A 17,414-nucleotide genomic window follows, 5' to 3' on the forward strand; every position below is an offset into this window, starting at 1 on the left:
GTCACCCCTTGGGAGAGCTGAGATGCCGAACGAGGAATTCGGTCTGATCGGCAACGACGGTTTCGAAAGGTTCGCCGAGGTAGATGTCGAAGTGGCCGGCGTCGTAGGACTTGATCTCGCCCCTGGGTGCTGTGCGCGCGAAGGCGCGGGTTTCCGCGGGCGGTGTCACGGAGTCGTGTTCGCAGATGCAGAACAGGATCGGCGAGGACACGTTCTTCGCCGCACGACCAGGCCGGTGCTTGGTGATGGTCGGGGCGACGCGCGCGGCGACCTCGTTGACGAAGGTGCCGTCTTCGGGGACGAGTGCGAGATAGCCGTTCAGCGCGTCGGGCGCGGTCATCAGCGCCTTCGAGCCCGGCGCGCCGGCCAAGGTGATGGGTACCGGCTGCTTTTGACGAAGCATCGCCAAGAGGTCGCGGCCCACTGTCGGCAGCATCCTCATCGTGCCCACCGGGCCCAGCGCCCGCGCTGAGGCGAGCCCATCGGTGAAGGGGCACTGCGCGATGGCCGCAGCCAGCTCGGGGTGCCGGGACGCGACGACGATCGCGTGCCCGCCACCGAACGAACTCCCCCACACCGCGATACGGGCGGCATCGACGTCGGTTCGGCTCTTGACGTGGGCGATCGCGGCATCCCAGTCCTCCAGCTGGCGCTTGATCGACAGCAGTTGACGAGGGTGGCCGCCGGAGTCTCCGAAGTAGCGGTAGGTGAACGCCAACGCTGCGATCCCCGCGGACGCGAACCGCTCGGCGAAGGCGTCGAGGCGCATCTCACGGGTGGCCCCCAGTCCGTGGCCGAGGATGACGACCGGCGGGTTATCGACCCCTGCGGGGAGGTAGAGCCAGCCCGCGCAGTGGGTCTCACCAGAGGTGAACTCGACGTCGAGGCGCGAATAGTGCATGGTGCGGGTCATCCCTCGCTTCCGGTCTTGTTGGGGACGCCCGCTCCGCGTGTCGTCCCGGTGGAGAGAACCGCGTCGTACACACCGGGGACGTAGAGCGGAAGCTCACCAGCAACCTCGGTGTTGGCCATGTAGTCGAGCATCAGCTCCTGGCCCAGCTTCGACAGCGCGGTGGTGAGGAACTCAGCGCGCTCCAGGTGGAGCCCGTCGGACAGCTCCATCGATCCACCGAAGTAGACCGAGCGTTTGATCGCCGCTCGTGACTCCTTGGGTCGGGTGCCGAAGTGCTCGGCCAGACTGATGGCTCGCTCGAGAACCTGATCCTGGGGCACGACGTCATCGACGGCGCCGATGGAGAGGGCCTCTTGGGAGGTGAAGGGCTTGCCTTCGAGAATCGCAACGAGCGAGCGGTGAGTTCCCACCAGACGCGTGAGTCGCTGCGTACCGCCACCACCAGGCATGATGCCGAGCAGCACCTCGGGCTGGCCGATGACGTAGTCACCGTCGGCCATGACGCGCAAGTCGTTCGCCCAGCTGAACTCGGCGCCCAGCCCCAGCGCGGACCCGTTGAGGGCTGCCACGAAGACAACCCCGCTCCGGTTCATCTTCAGAAACATCTGGTGGACACGTTCCAACTGAACCGCGGGCCACAGGGGGGACTTGCCCAGCGCTGCCTTGAACCCACCGGCCTTGTTCACTCCACGGGCCGTATGCGCCAGCGCTGACGCTCCCCGGGTCCCCACCGGCGGTACGGCAGCACCGCCTTCCTGCAACCAACGAACCTCAGCGTGGCTGACGAAACGGTTCGGGTGCGTTCCGGTGAAGACCACGGCCTGCACCTTCGGGTCGTGGTCGGCACGCTCCACGAGCTCATCGAGGGCCTCGGCGACGTCGTTGCCGAACAGCCCTAGTGGGCCACCGTTGATTCGGGCGACGAGCACCGACCCTCGATCATCGACCTCGATGCTTCCCCGGACTTCTTCTGCCATGACGCTTCCTTTGGCTTGCGTGCAGTGAGCGCTACGATAACGAAGTTATCTGAGTGCCACGACCTCCCCACCAAGTACGAGGAGCGCGATGCAACGATGGGATCCATGTCCGACAACCCGACACCGAACGGCATACCGGAACGCCTGATCGAGGCGACGATCGCCCTGCTCGCCGAACAAGGGCCATCCGCGATCAAGGCCCGCACGGTGGCGGCCGAAGCGGGCATGTCGACGATGGTCGTCTACAACTACTTCGGCGGCATTCCGGAGCTCATCGGCGCTGCCGTCGAACACGGCTTTGCCGAGATCGAGAGCACCCTCGCCGGCCTCCCCGTCACCAACGACCCGATAGCCGACCTGTTTCGAATGGCGTTGGCCGTACGCGACATCGCCCGAGCCAACCCCCACCTGTACGACGCGATGTTCGGCCTCTCCACCCGTGCGACCTATCGGCCGGCCTCAGCGAACGACGCCCGCCGCAGCGGTCATTCGCCGACCTTCAAGGCCGCTTACGCCCACATCGTCGGAGCCTGCACGAGGATCGCAGAGGCGGATCGCTTCGAGGCGACCGACCCCGATGCGCTCGCAAGCTCGCTGTGGAGCTTCGTGCACGGCTACATCACCCTCGAACTCGCCGACCACTTCGTTGAGTTCGATGACCCTGTTGTGCAGGTCCTGGTCCCCATGGGAGTCACGTTCACCGTCGGACTCGGCGACGATCGCGAGCGCGCACGCGCATCGCACGAAACAGCCCTGACCTCCCACCGGTCGGCGACGCACTCACCTGATTCGACTCACGAACGCGATGACTAATCTGCCGAGTGGGTCGACATAAGCACCGCCTCGCTGCTCATCGTTGCTCAAACCCTCGTTCGACGAGGTGACCCGCCCCGCTCCGAGGTGCGAGTCCGAACGTAAAATCGCAGGTGATGGAGCTCTTCCCGCGTCCGCGCACTGACATCGCTCCGGGGGCGGTGCACGTCCCCGGGTGGTTGTCGCCGCAGTGGCAGCGGCGATTGGTGACCGCCTGCCGCGAATGGGCCAGACCACCCGCCGGGCTGCGGGCGGCTCGGTTGCCCAACGGGGCGCGGATGTCGGTTCAGACGGTGTGCCTCGGTTGGCACTGGTACCCCTACCGCTACTCGAAGACCGTCGACGACGGCGACGGTGCGCCGGTGAAGCCGCTGCCCGACTGGCTCGCCGAACTCGGCAGGCAGGCCGTCGCCGAGACCTGCCCGGACACGGGGCCCTACGCCCCGGACATCGCGCTGGTCAACTTCTACGATGCCGGGGCTCGGATGGGCATGCACCAGGACCGCGACGAGCTCAGCCGGGCCCCGGTGATCTCGCTGAGCCTGGGGGACGAATGCGTGTTCCGCTTCGGCAACACCGAGAACCGCAAGCAGCCCTACACCGACGTCGAACTGCGCTCCGGGGACCTTTTCGTCTTCGGCGGGCCGTCGCGGATGGCCTACCACGGTGTTCCGAAAACCCTTCCGGGGACAGCTGATCCAGCGATCGGCATGCGTTCAGGACGGCTCAACATCACGCTGCGCGAATCCGGAATGGACTGAGCTCAGCCAGCTCGGGCGGCGAAAATGCGCTCGCCACCGCGGAGAGGCACGATGCCGGAACCGGCAGGCCGTGTGCGGCCATCACGGAGCGCTCCCCCCGCGACCATCGCCAGGCAGCTTTCTCGAGTCGTGACTCACCGCCACGCGCACCGGCCGCAGCTCGAACACGACGCGGTTCTCGCTGTCGAGCAAGGAGAAGAACGCGTCCCGGTCCTCCACCGAGAGCCGCTCACCGAGCGCGCCGTAGAACCAGTGCCGAGTCGCCTCGTCGACGTGCGCGTGCGCGAGGCACCGCACCGAGACCATCCGGCGACCCGGAAGATGAGTTCCTGTCGCCGAGATCACCAGGGACACCCTCGGGTCGCGACGGAACGCCTTGGCATGCGCCCGATCCGACACCGCCGTCACCCAGAAAGCACCGCCGTGGCGCACGTAGCTCATCACGACTCCGCTGGCCCACCCGGTGTCGCTGGTGAAGCTCACCACGGCCTCGCTCTGCGCCTCGATCAGCTCATCGATGCTGCTGGAACTGCCGCGGACCGACTGGAGGTTCTCCAGATCGTCGATGCCAACCCGGCTCACCTCTCGACCACCGGCTCGCGCACCGCCTCCGACGTCATCCTCGCGCCCCTGTCGAAGAACATGATCACCACGCCCACGGCAGCAGGGAGGAGGAACGCGTAGAAGCTCCACTCCACGCCCAAGTCGGAGGCCATCACCCAGCCGCCGACGAGCGGGCCGAGCACCGCGCCCATCTTGCCGATGCCCATCATCACGCCGAGCGCGGACGCACGGACATCCGCAGCGAACTGGGTTGCGGCGTAGCCGTTGAGCACCACCATCGTGCCGTTCGCCCCCACACCGGCGAGCGCCACCGCGAGGTACAGCGCCGCCGTCGGCGGATTCATGCTCATGAGCAACAGCGAGACCACCGCGACGACGAAGCCGCCGATCACCACGATCCGGCCACCGACCCGGTCGGCAAGAGCCGAGAGCACCAGCGCGCCCACGATGGCACCGAGGGACAGCGCCACCAGGAACTGAAGCGCCGGCCCGAGCGGATACCCTGCGGTGCGCATGATCTGCGGAAGCCACGTGTTCAGCCCGTAGGTGAGGAGCTGGCCGATCAGGCACGCGCCCGCGAACACCATCAGCAAAGCCACGTAGGGCGGGCGGAACAGGCGAAGAACGCCCTTGGCCGTGGTCCGGGCCTCCGGAGCGGTGGCGGGCTCGGCCACCGGCAGGCCGAACCGCTTGGCGACCTGGTGCGCCTCAGCCGTCTTTCCCTTGGCCATCAGGTATTCCACTGATTCCGGCAAGACCTTCCACGCCAGCGGCACCAGGAGCACCAGCGGCAACGTACCGATCGCGTACATGACTCGGAAGCCGTGGTCCTGAACCAGAACGATCGCCAGCAGCGAGGCGATGATCGCGCCGATGGAGTAGCCGGAGCAGGTCATCGCGTTGAAGAAGTTGCGGCGGCCCTTCGGGGCGAACTCCACGGTCAGTGCCACCGCCGTGGGCAGCACGCCGCCGAGCCCGATACCGGCGAGCAGCCGGAAGAGGCCGAAGACCTGCGCGTTCGGCGCGATCGCGCACGCGCCCATGAACAGCGAGAACCACACGATGCTGGCCAGCATCATGCGGCGACGCCCGATCATGTCCGTGACCACGCCGCACAGAAGCGTGCCCACCAGCATTCCGGCCAGGGCATAGCTGCCGATCAACCCGGCGAGCACCGGAGTCATCTGCCATTCCTGGTAGGCCAGGATGCTGGGCAGGGTCGCGCCGTACACGATGAGGTCGTAGCCGTCGAACACCACGGCGGTGAAGCAGATGGCAACCACCCACATACCTCTGCGGCGTTGAGCCTCGGATTGCACGCTCGCCATTGAGCCCTCCTGATTCGTCGTGCGCTAAAGACCCTTGGAGTCACGCCAAGTCGGCAGGGACTCCGGGATGTCCGCCGGCGCCGGCTCCGCGCCAGGCCAACGCTTGCGGAGTACTCCCGCGTAGATCTCGGCCAGCTCCTCGGTCGGTGCCGCGTAGATGAACTGGATGTCACGGCGGCGGAACCGCCACCGTCCGTCTTCCCGCACGTAGTCGTCGTAGTAGCGAAATGCGCAGAGCATCCGCTTGCCGAGCAGCGACAGCTCGGCAGCACCCGTGGCGATGCCGCTCGCGTGGTCATCGTCGACCCACGTGATCAGCAACGACTGGGGAACGTGAATGCTCGGCCCGTAGGACGCGGTCTGCTCGCACAGGTAATCCACCACCGCGTCGCGGCCGCGCACGACCCGATCGCGGCCGTTGAACTCGGCATCGCCGGCGTAGAGCTCGGACAACGTCGCTGCGTCCCGGTCGTCCACCGCCACCGCGTAGCGGGCGACGAGACGGTGCAGCTCCAGTTCGTCTTCGACCACGCGCAGTCTTTCCTCAAGGCCTGCGGACATCGACGCGCCTCCTCGCACCCGGCGATTTCTCTTATCATCGTTATACTCAATAATGGCTGTCAAGGGCGCGCGGTGCACAACAGTTCTTCCGCGTTGACAAAGAAGGGCGAGCACACCGCCCACGGCGAGCAGTTCCGCGAGCGCGCGCTCGAGCCGGTCCGCGAGTGTCCTGCTGATCGATCTCGACGGGGCAGATTCGATCAACGATCAGCGCCGGCGAGCTGTGCTGATGATGCCCACAAATCGCACGCCGGCGTCTCGGCGACGCGTGCGCGCGCGTGATCAGTCCAGGAAACCCGAGCGGTTTCCTGGACACGACTCACCCGAAGCTCGCCGACGCGGCTGTCGCCCGCGGAGAAACCGCGCCGCGGACACCAGCCTCGACGCGCGACGCACCGGACGTGGCTACGGCGTGCTGGGGAACAGCGGGGACGCCAGGCGGCGCTCCCCGGGCGTGAAGCTGCACGGGATCGAGTGGTAGCCCGCGTTGGTCCCCTGGTCCGGGTACCGGACGATGCCGTCGACGTCCACCACGTAATCCGGCATCCGCTCCAGCACTTGGCCGATCATGGCGCGAGCCATCGCACGCCCGAGATGCGATCCCGCGCACCGGTGGATGCCAAGACCGAACGCCATGTGCTTGTTCGGCCACCGGGTGATGTCGACCTCGTCGGGGTCGTCGAACTGCCGCGGGTCGCGGTTCGCCGACGCCCAGCTCATCAGCGCGCGGTCACCCGCGCGCAAGTGCACCCCTTGGAACTCCGCGTCCCTGGTGACCGTGCGGGCGAGCGCCTGCGTCGGGGAGAAGACCCGGAGGAACTCCTCGACCGCGACATCGATCATGCTCGGATCGTCGATGAGGCGTTCGCGCTCGCCGGGGTTCCGGTAGAGCCACACCAGAGCTTGGGTCACCAGCGAGGCCGTGGTGCCGACCCCACCTGAGATGAGCAGTTCCAGGATCGAGTAGATCTCGTCGTCCGTCATCTTCCTGCCGTCGACCTCGGCGGCGAGGAACGCGCTCGTGGCGTCGTCGGTGGGATGTTCCCGACGAGCGGCGATGTGGGCGCGGACGGTCTTCTCCACCCAGGGAACCGCGACATCCCTCGCGTGCGCGTACTCGGCCGAGTCGGGTCGCGCGGAGACGAGCGTGTGCATCGCGTCGACGTAGCGCTTGTACTCCGAGGCATCGAGGCCGAGCCAGTCCACGGTCACCGCCGCGGGAACCCCGGCCACGAACGCGAGGTCGGCCTCACCGGTCTCGATGATCTCATCGATGAACCCGGTGACGAACTTGTCGATCACGTCGGTGAGCCGACGCACCGCGGCCGGCGAGGTGACGGCGTTGACCGCCTTGCGGTAGCTCCGGAACTTCGGCGGGTCGAGTTCGATCGGGATGTGGAAGGCGGTCGGAGCCTTCGGGATGATGATGGCGAGCCCCTCCCCGCCGTGCTCGGACCTGGCCGAGGAGAACAGGTCGTCGTCGCGCGAGGCCTCGAACACGCTCGGGTAGTCCGAAAGCACCCAGAACCCGCCGTGCGCGTCGGTCCAAGCGACCGGGCACTCCTCGCGGAGTTCGCGGTACGCATCGACGTGATTCGCGGCGTGCTCAGCAGAGTGGTGATCGAAATGCACGATCGGACAACGAGGTTGCTCGGTCACAGACATCACTCCTTGCAAACTTCCCTGATAATAGTTATCGGCAAACCGGCGTCAAGGGCTTCTTCTCACCCCAGCCGATGACTCCCGTGACGCCGTTTTCGACCCCCAGGGATCTGAATCCAGAAAGGAAGAAATTCCAGGTGGGACGGCACTCGCACCCGGGAAAGGTCTGCACCAAAGTCGAGCCGTCGCGCGGATCCGGAAGCCGGTCGTGACACATTCGCGAAATTGAGTCGAACTCCGGCGAGAAACGGTCCAGCCGTTGCCGCGCGCCAATATGAACGCTCTTCCGGTTCCATTGCCGGACGCCTCGCATCCCGAGACCTTCCCGCCCGAGCCGCCCGCGAACACGACCGCCTCACACCGTCGTCGAATCGAGGAAGTCCGCGAAGCTGCGAGGCCGCAGATCGCGCAGCGGAGCCACGATCTCCCGGCCCACCTCATCGAGGTAGGCCGCCGTCTGCTCGGCATCCATCCCCGGCCAGTGCGGACGAATGAGCAGCGGGCCGATGGGCAGCTCCTGGGCGATGCGCGCGATCTGCGCGCGGCACTGGCCGGGATCACCGAGGATGACGTGGTCCTGCACGGTGGAGGCGAACTCGTCCCGGACCGCGCCCTCGTCCAGCAAGGTCATGCCGCGGCCGGCGTAGGCCTCGTACTTGCCCCGCGCCACCGCGGCGAACCGCGTGACGGCGTCGTCGAAGTCCGAACCGATCATGAGCTCCCGGCGCAGCGGAAGCGGAGACAGCTCCAGCCCCCGGCTCATCCGCTCCTCGGCGTAGAGCTCGATCAGGGATTTCACCTGATCCACCGTCTGCTGAGGGGTGATCGTCCAGACATCGCCGTGCCTGGCCGCGCGGCGCACACCGGTCTCCTTCATGGCGCCGAGCCAGATGGGTGGACGCGGTTGCTGGAGCGGGTGGACGTGCGTTGGCGCGTCGTCGATGGTCCAGAACCGTCCGCGATGGGTGACGCGCTCTTGGGACCACAGCTTCGACATCACCTCGATCAGCTCCTCCAGCAACCGGTAGCGCTGCTGGAAGGGCACGCCCATGGCCTCGTACTCGGCGGGGAGGTATCCGGTCCCGATCCCGACGACGAGACGACCTCGGGTGATGACGTCGAGGGTCGCGAGCTCCTCACCGAGGATCACCGGGTGGTGGACGGGGCCGACGAGGACCGTGGTGCCGATCTTGACGTGCTCGTCCAACTCGGCCGCCAGCCGCGCGAGCAGCGGGACCGGCTGGAACCAGCGGTATCCGTCGTAGAGGAAGTGCTGGCCGATGGTCAGGTAGGTGAACCCCGCGCGCTGAGCCGCCTCGACCTTGCGCAACATCAGATCGAGGTGTTCCGCTGGCGAGGATCCGACCGGCTGGTCCCCCATCAAGATTCCGAACTCCAACGCAAGCTCCTCATCACGTCGTGGGGTCACGCTTCGCGAGGTCGGCGGTTCCCGAGATCTCGGGGTGCGCCCAATGCCCGCCGAAGTGGAGCGCAACGGAATTATTTATGCTTACTATTATACTAGTTTTGCGGCGATGGGGGAACCCTCCGACCGAGTTCGCGGAGCATTCGGCCGTCAGGTCCCGCTCGCCCTGGACTCGCGGAAGGCCTTGACCGCGTCCCGGTGCTCCTCCGTGCCGAACAGCAGTGCGGTGGCCTCCACCGATTCGTTGAAGCCACCGCCGGTGTCCCGGTTGATGAACGCCTTCGCGCACCGCACCGCCAGAGCCGGGTGGGAGGCGATCTCCGAGGCCAGCGAGACCGCTTCGGGCAGCAGCGACTCGTCCGGGTGCACCTCCTGGACGACACCCGCCCGCTCCGCCCGTTCGGCGTCGACGTCCCTGCCGCTGAGGGCCAGGTAGCGCGTCCAGTGCCGGCCCATCACCGCCGGTCCTCGCACCACGCCGAAGCCCGGCATGAGGCCGACCGAGGGTTCTTTGAAGGCGAACCGGGCGGACCGCCCCGCCAGCACCACGTCGCAGGCCAGGGCAAGTTCGGTGCCGCCGCCGTAAGCCAGCCCGTTGACCGCGGCGATGACCGGGACGGCGCACCGCTCCACCGCGTGGAACGCGTCGTAGACCCGCCGCAGGTGCGGACGGGTCCGGTGCACGTCGCCGTCGAGCCCGGCGAACATGTCGATGTCCCCGCCTGCGGAGAACGCGCGGCCGGCGCCCGTGATGATCACGGCGCGGACCTCGTCGCCTTCGTCACCGAGCCCGTCCATCACCTCGCGGAGCTCTCGGAACCACGCCTGGTCCATCGCGTTGAGCTTCTCCGGCCGGGACATGGTCAGCTGCAGCACGCCGGGGTGCGGCTCGGATCGCGTGAAGCGGGTCAGTTCAGCGGTCATCGGAATTCGCCTCCCGGTCCCAGGTTTCCGCGGTGATGCCCTCGGCCTGCAGCTTGTACTTCTCGACCCGCTGGCTGGGCGTCATCGGCAGCTCCGGCAGCACGCGCACGTACCGCGGGAGCGCGAAGGCGGTCAGCGAACCCGAGCAGTGCGCGATCAGCTCGTCCGGTGCCAGCGTCCGCCCCGGCGCGAGCACGATCGCCACCATGACGTCCTCCTCGGACACCTCCGAGGGGACTCCGTAGGCAGCGGCCTGGGCCACCGCCGGGTGGTCGGAGACGACCCGCTCGACCTCCCACGAGGAGATGTTCTCGCCGCGACGGCGGACCGTGTCCTTGATCCGGTCGAGGAAGGTCAAGTACCCGTCCTCGTCGAGCATTCCGCGATCGCCGGTGTGAAACCACAGGTTCCGCCAGCTTTTCGCGGTCGCCTCCGGCATCGCGTGGTAGCCGTCGAACATCCATCCCGGTTTCACCGGGCGCGCGACGATCTCACCCGCCACCCCGGGCGGCAGCGGTTCGTCGTGCGCGTCGACGACCGCCACCTGGTAGTTCGCGGAGGCCGAACCCGCCGTACCGATCTTGCGCCGGTGCGGCGGCATGTCGGTGACGATCGAGACCTCGGTGCTTCCGTAGATCTCCGTGAGCCGCACGTCGAACCGCCGCTCGAACGCGGCGAAGATCTCGGGCGGGCAGGGCGCGCCGAAGCCGAGCCGCACCGGGTTGTCGCCGTCGTCCGCGCGAGGTGGTTGCTTGTGGAGGATGCTCATCATCGCGCCCTGGTAGTTGAAGGCCGTCACGCCGTGCTCCCTGCAGCGGTCCCAGAACCGGCTCGCGGAGAACTTCCGGTCCAGCACGAGGTCGGCGCCCGCTTCGATCGCGGCCATGACGCTGCAGTACCGGGCGTTGCTGTGGAACAAGGGGAACACGCTGTACAGCCGGTCCTCTGCGGTGTAATCGAGCAGGTCGACCGTGTGGCGAGCCAGGTTGACGTTGGCGCGGTGGCTGAGCAGCGCGCCCTTCGGCGGGCCGGTGGTGCCCGAGGTGTAGAGGATCACCGCCGTGTCCGCGGGGTCGACCGGTCTGATCTCGCCCGCGGGATGCCGGGCGAGAGCCGACAGGCGGTGCCGGACCAGCCCGGTCGGCCCGGACTCGGCCCCCTCGGCCTCGCCGTCGACGACCAGGTGCACCAGGGAGTCGACGCCCCTCGCGCACTCCCGCACCTGCGGTTCGAACTCCGCGTCGCAGACGATCGCCTTCGCACCGGCGTGCTCGAGGAAGTAGCGCAGCAGGTAGGACCCGCTGGCGACGTTGAGCGGGACCTCGACGAGACCGGATTTCGCGAGACCGAACCACACCCCCAGGCACGCGACGCTGCTGCGCATCAGCACGCACACCCGATCACCTCGGCGGAGCCCGAGCGCGGCGAAGCCGCCCGCCATCCGGTCGCTGACCTCGTCGAGCTCCTTGTAGCCGATCCGCTGCTCGGCGACCAGTACTGATGCCGCGGGGGCGCGCTGGGCGGCTTCGCCCAGCCACTCGCCCAGCGTCCCCGACCCCGACCGTGCCCGTTGTCCCGCCATCTCGTCTCCCCTCCCCGACCCGGATCGGCCGGTCGCGCGGCCTACGGCGTGGGCGCGCCGCCGAGTTCGTTGGACACCAGGTAGGCGAGGGTGACACCGCGCCCGAGCGCGAATCCGCTGTTGTAGCCCGAACCCGTGGTGGTCAGCGCCGCGCACGAACCCACCGCGAAGAGACCGTCGATCACCTCGCCGCCGGTGTCGAGGACGTGGCCGTCCCCGTCGATGTGCACTCCGCTCGACCCGATTCCGGTCCCGACGAACTTCAGCCGCAGCCCGTGGAACGGCGGCTTGACCAGCTCGCCCAGCACCGGGCTCGGCTTGTTGCCGGGATCTCCGGCGAACCGGTTCACGTAGGTGACCGTTCCCCTGCCGAAGTCCGGGTCCTCGCCGCGCGCCGCGTTCTCGTTGAAGCGCGCGACGGTCGACTCGAACCGCTCGGCGTCGATGCCCAGCGCCTGCCCCAGCTCGTGCAGCGTCGGCCGCGAGGTGACCCACCCCTCCGGGTAGGTGCCGCCCGGCGGGGTCGCCGCAAGACCGTACTTCTGCCGGTGCTGGTCGTCCCAGACCAGGAAGAACGGCAGGTGCTTGTCGTCGGGGTCCAGCGTCTTCGCGACGATGTCGACCCAGTACGAGTCGTTGCAGAACCGCTCGCCCCTGGCGTCGACGATCATCGAGTGCGGCATCGCGTACTCGGGGCCGTAGCCGTAGCCGGTCCCGACCTGCGAACGCCAGCCGGGCAACATCGGCACGCTCGTCGCGGGAATCGTGGCGACCGCTCCACCGACCGACCGGGCGAGCTTGATGCCGTCGCCGCGCAGGCTCTCGGGCGCGACGCTGCCGAAGTCCTCGGGCTCGATCCCTACCATCTCGCGCACCAGGTCGGGATCCCAGTCGTAGGTGCTGGTCGCCAGCACGACCGGACCGCGAACCTCCACCGGCCCGTCGGGACCGTCGGCGCGGACCCCGGCCACTCGGCCGTCCTCGTGCAGCAGCTCGGTGACCGGGTGGGACGTGCGGATGTCGACGCGCGGCTCCTCCAGCAGCCTCGCCAGGAAGCTCGCCACGACGCCGGTGCCGAAGGTCAGCGGGTCCTCGCCGCGGTGCCGCCCCGTCTTCGGCACGCCGTCGGCGACCCCGAACGCCGGGACGCCGGCATGCGCGGCGATCTCCTCGTCCTCGGCGGATTCGTCGACGTAGGCCGCCCTGCGGCCCTTGATCAGCATGTCGTCGTAGGTCGTGCCCACCGGGAAGTACGGGCTGACCCGGAGGCGTTGCCGCCACTCGCCGAGCACGCTGCCGTCGATCAGTTCGTTGGTGAGGTACCGGCCCACCGGCAGCGCGCCATCGGCTTCGTCGTGGTAGTCGGCGAGCTCGGGAATCACCTTCCAGCGGATCGCCCCGACGTCCTCCCAGTGCTGGATCGCCTTCGGCGCCGTGCTGATCCAGCGCAGCATCGCCCGCTCGTCCAGGACCTCGGGCGCGGCGTGCGCGATCGCGCGCACGTAGCGTTCGGTGAGTTCCAGCGAATCCTCGATGCCGTCCCGCTCCGCGACGGGGTTCGCCCCGCACCAGACCTGCCCGCCGGAGAAGGCGGCGGCACCGCCGACCTGGTCGGCCGATTCGAAGATCACCACGCGTCGCCCGTGCAGGGCGGCGCCGAGCGCCGTCGCGATGCCCGACAGGCCGGCTCCCACGACGATCACCGGCTCCGTCGGCCGTGCTCCCGGGCTGACTCCCATGACCGCACCTCTCCGTCGAGATAGTCCACGATAATTATTATCATTTATTTTCGCCGTCGAAGCGGCCTCGGCATCCCTGCGCGGTCCGCACCGGCGACGGGCTCAGCCCGCGTTGGCGGCGTTCGCGCCCGCGGCGACCGCGATCGTCTCACCGGTGATGTAGCGCGCCTCGTCCGAGCACAGGAAGACCATCGCGGCCGAAACATCGGCCGACTCGACCCACGGCACGGGCATCGCGTTGACGCCCTGGAACAAGGGGGCGACCTCGTCCCGCGTGGGGTGTTCCGCGTCGGGCATGAACAGCTTGTACGCCGCCTCGTTCTGGATCATCGTGGTGTCAACGCCGGTGGGGCACACCGCGTTGACCGTGATGCCCAGCGAAGCGACCTCCTGGGCCAGCGATTTGACCAGCCCGATCAGCCCCCACTTGGTCGCGGAGTAGTGACCGACGTTCGGGTAGCCCATCTTCCCCGCCATCGACGAGGTGGCCACGATGCGCCCGGCCCCCTGCTCGGTCATCACGGGCAGGACGGCGCGCAACGTGTGGAAGGCTCCGGTGAGGTTCGTGCCCACCATCTCCGACCACATCCGATCGTCCATGTCCGCGATCGTGGAGAACGTGAAGATCCCCGCGTTGGCCAGGCAGAAGTCGATCCGGCCCAGGTCCGCGCGGGCCTGCTCGACGAAGGCCGTGACCTGCTCGGGATCGCGCACGTCGACGGTCACCGCCCTGCAACGCCTGCCCAGGCCGGTGACCAACCGCGCGGTCTCGTCCAGGTCGCTTCGCGTCGACATCGGATAGGGCACGCTGTCCAGTTGCGCCGCGATGTCGCAGATCGCGATGTCGGCACCCTCGCGGGCGAAAGCCAGCGCGTGCGAACGCCCCTGGCCTCGCGCCGCGCCGGTGATCACCGCGACTTTGCCGTCGAACTTTCCCATGTTCCCTCCACGGATTCGTGCCTGCGCACCGATCGTCGAGCGGCCTCCTCGGCGGCTCGCCTGCCCGCGCGATAACCGAACACCAGCGCGGGCCCGAGCGTGCCGCCCGCCCCGCCGTACACCATCCCCGTCGGCCCGGCCATCGCGTTGCCCGCCGCGAACAGCCCGGGGATCACCGCACCGCGCACGTCGAGAACCTCACCGTCCACAGTGGTGCGCGGCCCTCCCTTGGTCCCCAGCGCACTGGCCACGATCGGCACGGCGTAGTACGGCGCCGCCTCCAGCGGGCCCAGCGTCGCCGCACGTTCCGGATACTCGTCTCGGTCGCCGCACCACCCGTCGTACGCGCTGTCGCCCCGGCCGAAGTCGACGTCCCGCCCCGTGACGACCAGGCGGTTCCAGCGCCGAACCGTCCCCGCGAGCCCCTCCGCGTCGATGCCCACGCGCTCGGCCAGTTCGGCCAGGCTCGGGGCCCGGACGATCCAGTCGGCGGCGGGGCCGCCCGGCGGCGCGCCGAATCCGCCGTAGCGGCGCACGTACTCGTGGTCGAACACCAGCCAGCACGGCTGGTTGACGTAGTCGAACCGAGTGGGGTCGAACTGGTGGAACGCACCGCCGAGCGCGTTGTAGTTCGCGGCCTCGTTGGTGAAGCGCAGGCCCCTGGAATTCACCATGATGGACCTGGGAAGCGTGCGCTCGCGCAGCACGAGGCTCACCACCGGACGTCCGTCGGGATGCTCGTCAGGCAGCTCGACGACCGGAACCCACCAGGCCTCGCTCATGTTTCCCAGCATCGCGCCGGCCTGCATCGCCATGCGCAAACCGTCGCCGCTGTTGGTCGGCACCCCGGGCGGCATGCTCATCGGCCCGCGCAAGAAGTCCCGCACCAGCGCGGGATCGAATTCGAAGCCACCGGTGGCGATGACCACCGCTCCAGCGCGCACCTCAGCAGGGCCGCCCGCCCCCTCGAACCGCACTCCGCTGACCCGCCCGCGCTCGAACACCAGCTCCCGCGACCGCGCCCCGACCACCGGCGAGACCCCGTGGTCGAGACACCCCCGGAGCAACGCCCCGACCATCGCGCGGCCAAGACCTTCGAGCTTCCGCTCGCGCCGCTGCCGCGCCACCTCCGGGTCCAGCACGCCGGTGCCCCCGCCGATCGGTGTCTCGGCCACCAGCATCGGGCGCGTGGCGCCGACGATGCGAACGTCCCAGCCCGGAAGGCGGTCGAAGGAGAACAGCTCGGGCTCCAGCGACCGGCCCCCTCCCGGCTTCCCGCCCGGGTTCTCCGGGTGGTAGTCGGGGAACCCGGGTACGAGGCGGAGCTTCAGCGGAGTCGACGAGTCCAGCCACTCCACGAGTTCCGGCCCGGTGCGCACGAACGCTTCGGCGAGCTCGGGAAGAATCCTGCCGTGGGACAGGGAATCCAAGTACCCGAGCCCCTGCTCCTCCGAGTCCGCGACACCGGCCTCCGCCGCACGCGGATTGGCCGGAATCCACGCCACCCCGCTGGACAACGCCGTCGTCCCGCCCACGAGGTCGCCCTTCTCGAACAGGCCGACGCGAGCGCCGGACTGCGCCGCCACCAGGGCGGCGACCAATCCCGCCGCCCCGGTGCCGAGCACGACCACGTCGTAGGAACCTGCGTCCTGGTCGGTCATGGGCCGGACTCCCCGATCGTCTCTCGCCGTGGGCGCTGCACGATGCCGCACCTCACTTGACGTAGGCACCCGCGTCCACGGGAAGGGTGGCGCCGGTGACGTAGCGCGCCTCGTCGGAGGCCAGGTACAGCACGGCGTTGCTGATGTCCTCGGGTTCCACCCACGGGACGGGCATGGAGTTCATCGACAGGAATCCGGGAATCGCCTTCTCCTGGCTCGGTTCGGGGTCCTCCGGTGCGAACAGCCCGTAGACGCCGGGGTTCTGGATCATCGTCGTGTTGACGTTGGTCGGGTGCACGGTGTTCACGCGGATGTGGTGCGGCGCCAGCTCGTTGGCCAGCGTGCGCATCAACCCCACGATGCCGTGCTTGGCCGCCACGTAGTGCCCCACGTTCGGGACTCCCTTGAACCCGCCGATGGAGCTGGTGAACACGATCGACCCGCCGTTGCCCGCTTCGATCATGCTGGGGATCGCTGCGGTCGCCGTGTGGTGGACGCCGGTCAGGTTGACGTCGATCATGTCCCGCCACTCCTCGGCGGTCAGCTCCCAGGTCTTGCGGAACGCCGTCGCGATGCCGGCGTTGGCCACGACGGTGTGCACCGGTCCGAGCTCGGCGGTTCCGTGGTCGAAGGCCTTCTGGAGCGCTCCGAGATCGCGGACGTCGGCCTTCGCGGCGACGACCCGGCGGCCGAGCGCCTTGACCTCCTTCGCCGTTTCGGCGAGGTCGTCTTCCGTGGCCAGCGAGTAGAAGGGCGTGACCGTGCGGATGTCCTCGCAGATGTCGACGGCGATGATGTCGGCCCCCTCGGAGGCCAGGCGCAACGCGTGGCTGCGCCCCTGCCCCCGTGCCGCACCGGTGATGAAAGCGACCTTGCCCGTCATCCGTCCTTGCACGAGATGCTCCTCTCTGGATTGCCGCGCTCAGCGCGGTGCTGCGTCCCGGAGTCCGGTCAGCTGTGGAACTCGGCCCAGGTGGGCAGGCTTTCCGGATAATCCGCGGCGGTCGCGCGACCACCGGGCCACCGCATGCGCTCCGCGCAGCCGAGTCCGTCGACGAGCCGGTCCGCGGGGAGGGCGTACTTGAAGGTCAGCGACCGGCGGGCGAAGAGCCAGCGGCCGTCCGCGCAGCGGTATTCGTCCTCGTACCGGAACGCCGCCAGCACGGTGCGGGAATCCATCACGAGCTCGGCGTGACCCGCCGCCCACCCGATCGCCCGCCGACCGGGCAGCAACTGGACGACGTGGGAGTCCGGGGTGTGCACCATCGACCGGTTGGCCCGCATCGCCTCGGTGTAGGCCGCGCGGAGCGCGTCGCGACCGGTGGCCGCCTTGCCCCGCCGCTCGAACACACCGTCCGCCGTGAACATGTCGAGGAGCGCTTCCAGGTCGTAGTCGTCGACCGCGCGGGTGTAGAGCACCGCGAGGTCCCGGATCGCCTCCCGATCCCGCATGTCCCGCACCATCGCGAGGTGGGCCGCGACGTCGTCGTTCCCCGGGTGATCGACCGTGGTCTGCGCGCGCACCATCGCCGCCAGATCGGACGTCGGGAGTTCTCGCGCCATG

Annotated in this window: 16 protein-coding genes; 2 read left to right on the top strand and 14 right to left on the bottom strand. The window is 68.6% G+C overall.

The window, feature by feature from the left end:
- Nucleotide 1: 1 nt before the first annotated feature.
- Nucleotides 2-901: an alpha/beta fold hydrolase gene (locus tag AB0J91_RS01210; RefSeq protein WP_363862756.1), complete on the bottom strand. Its 900-nt coding sequence runs from the start codon at nucleotides 899-901 to the stop codon at nucleotides 2-4.
- An 8-nt stretch (nucleotides 902-909) separates the two neighbouring features.
- A complete protein-coding gene (locus AB0J91_RS01215) occupies nucleotides 910-1,890 on the bottom strand; it encodes an enoyl-CoA hydratase/isomerase family protein (protein ID WP_363862759.1) in 981 nt (326 codons plus the stop codon).
- Between the two features lie 105 nt (nucleotides 1,891-1,995).
- Here AB0J91_RS01215 and AB0J91_RS01220 point away from each other — a divergent pair, with 105 nt between their 5' ends.
- Nucleotides 1,996-2,703 carry a WHG domain-containing protein gene (locus tag AB0J91_RS01220; protein ID WP_363862762.1) on the top strand — a complete coding sequence of 236 codons (708 nt, stop codon included), beginning with the start codon at nucleotides 1,996-1,998 and terminating at the stop codon, nucleotides 2,701-2,703.
- Between the two features lie 113 nt (nucleotides 2,704-2,816).
- Nucleotides 2,817-3,464 carry an alpha-ketoglutarate-dependent dioxygenase AlkB gene (locus AB0J91_RS01225; RefSeq protein WP_363862765.1) on the top strand — a complete coding sequence of 216 codons (648 nt, stop codon included), beginning with the start codon at nucleotides 2,817-2,819 and terminating at the stop codon, nucleotides 3,462-3,464.
- 81 nt (nucleotides 3,465-3,545) lie between these two features.
- Here the strand turns inward: AB0J91_RS01225 and AB0J91_RS01230 are convergent, their stop codons facing one another.
- The 12 genes from AB0J91_RS01230 to AB0J91_RS01285 all read right to left on the bottom strand — a co-directional run bounded on the left by AB0J91_RS01230 (nucleotide 3,546) and on the right by AB0J91_RS01285 (nucleotide 17,413).
- A complete protein-coding gene (locus AB0J91_RS01230) occupies nucleotides 3,546-4,046 on the bottom strand; it encodes a hypothetical protein (protein ID WP_363862768.1) in 501 nt (166 codons plus the stop codon).
- Nucleotides 4,043-5,311: an aromatic acid/H+ symport family MFS transporter gene (locus AB0J91_RS01235; protein ID WP_363862771.1), complete on the bottom strand. Its 1,269-nt coding sequence runs from the start codon at nucleotides 5,309-5,311 to the stop codon at nucleotides 4,043-4,045. Before AB0J91_RS01235 ends, AB0J91_RS01230 begins: the two co-directional genes overlap by 4 nt.
- Before the next feature lie 69 nt (nucleotides 5,312-5,380).
- A complete protein-coding gene (locus tag AB0J91_RS01240; protein ID WP_363862774.1) occupies nucleotides 5,381-5,917 on the bottom strand; it encodes a nuclear transport factor 2 family protein in 537 nt (178 codons plus the stop codon).
- A gap of 405 nt (nucleotides 5,918-6,322) precedes the next feature.
- Nucleotides 6,323-7,576 (bottom strand): cytochrome P450, encoded by a 1,254-nt coding sequence (locus tag AB0J91_RS01245; RefSeq protein WP_363862777.1) that lies wholly within the window; start codon nucleotides 7,574-7,576, stop codon nucleotides 6,323-6,325.
- A 358-nt stretch (nucleotides 7,577-7,934) separates the two neighbouring features.
- Nucleotides 7,935-8,978: an LLM class flavin-dependent oxidoreductase gene (locus AB0J91_RS01250; protein WP_363862780.1), complete on the bottom strand. Its 1,044-nt coding sequence runs from the start codon at nucleotides 8,976-8,978 to the stop codon at nucleotides 7,935-7,937.
- 177 nt (nucleotides 8,979-9,155) lie between these two features.
- Nucleotides 9,156-9,929 (bottom strand): enoyl-CoA hydratase/isomerase family protein, encoded by a 774-nt coding sequence (locus AB0J91_RS01255; RefSeq protein WP_363862783.1) that lies wholly within the window; start codon nucleotides 9,927-9,929, stop codon nucleotides 9,156-9,158.
- Nucleotides 9,919-11,511 carry an AMP-binding protein gene (locus tag AB0J91_RS01260; protein ID WP_363862786.1) on the bottom strand — a complete coding sequence of 531 codons (1,593 nt, stop codon included), beginning with the start codon at nucleotides 11,509-11,511 and terminating at the stop codon, nucleotides 9,919-9,921. The genes AB0J91_RS01255 and AB0J91_RS01260 overlap by 11 nt, the downstream gene beginning before the upstream one ends.
- A gap of 41 nt (nucleotides 11,512-11,552) precedes the next feature.
- Nucleotides 11,553-13,250, bottom strand: coding sequence for an FAD-dependent oxidoreductase (locus tag AB0J91_RS01265; RefSeq protein WP_363862789.1), 1,698 nt, complete (start codon nucleotides 13,248-13,250; stop codon nucleotides 11,553-11,555).
- Nucleotides 13,251-13,352: 102 nt separating this feature from the next.
- Nucleotides 13,353-14,189, bottom strand: coding sequence for a mycofactocin-coupled SDR family oxidoreductase (locus AB0J91_RS01270; RefSeq protein ID WP_363862792.1), 837 nt, complete (start codon nucleotides 14,187-14,189; stop codon nucleotides 13,353-13,355).
- The gene (locus AB0J91_RS01275; protein ID WP_363862795.1) at nucleotides 14,159-15,850 is read right to left on the bottom strand and encodes an FAD-dependent oxidoreductase; all 1,692 of its coding nucleotides are present in this window, start codon (nucleotides 15,848-15,850) and stop codon (nucleotides 14,159-14,161) included. Before AB0J91_RS01275 ends, AB0J91_RS01270 begins: the two co-directional genes overlap by 31 nt.
- A gap of 52 nt (nucleotides 15,851-15,902) precedes the next feature.
- Nucleotides 15,903-16,745, bottom strand: a complete 843-nt coding sequence (locus AB0J91_RS01280; protein WP_363862798.1) for a mycofactocin-coupled SDR family oxidoreductase — start codon at nucleotides 16,743-16,745, stop codon at nucleotides 15,903-15,905.
- Nucleotides 16,746-16,801: 56 nt separating this feature from the next.
- Complete coding sequence (locus AB0J91_RS01285) at nucleotides 16,802-17,413, bottom strand: nuclear transport factor 2 family protein (protein ID WP_363862801.1); 612 nt, start codon at nucleotides 17,411-17,413, stop codon at nucleotides 16,802-16,804.
- Nucleotide 17,414: the final 1 nt, after the last annotated feature.

It is taken from the genome of Saccharopolyspora sp. NPDC049357, from assembly GCF_040677225.1.
Lineage (GTDB): Bacteria > Actinomycetota > Actinomycetes > Mycobacteriales > Pseudonocardiaceae > Saccharopolyspora.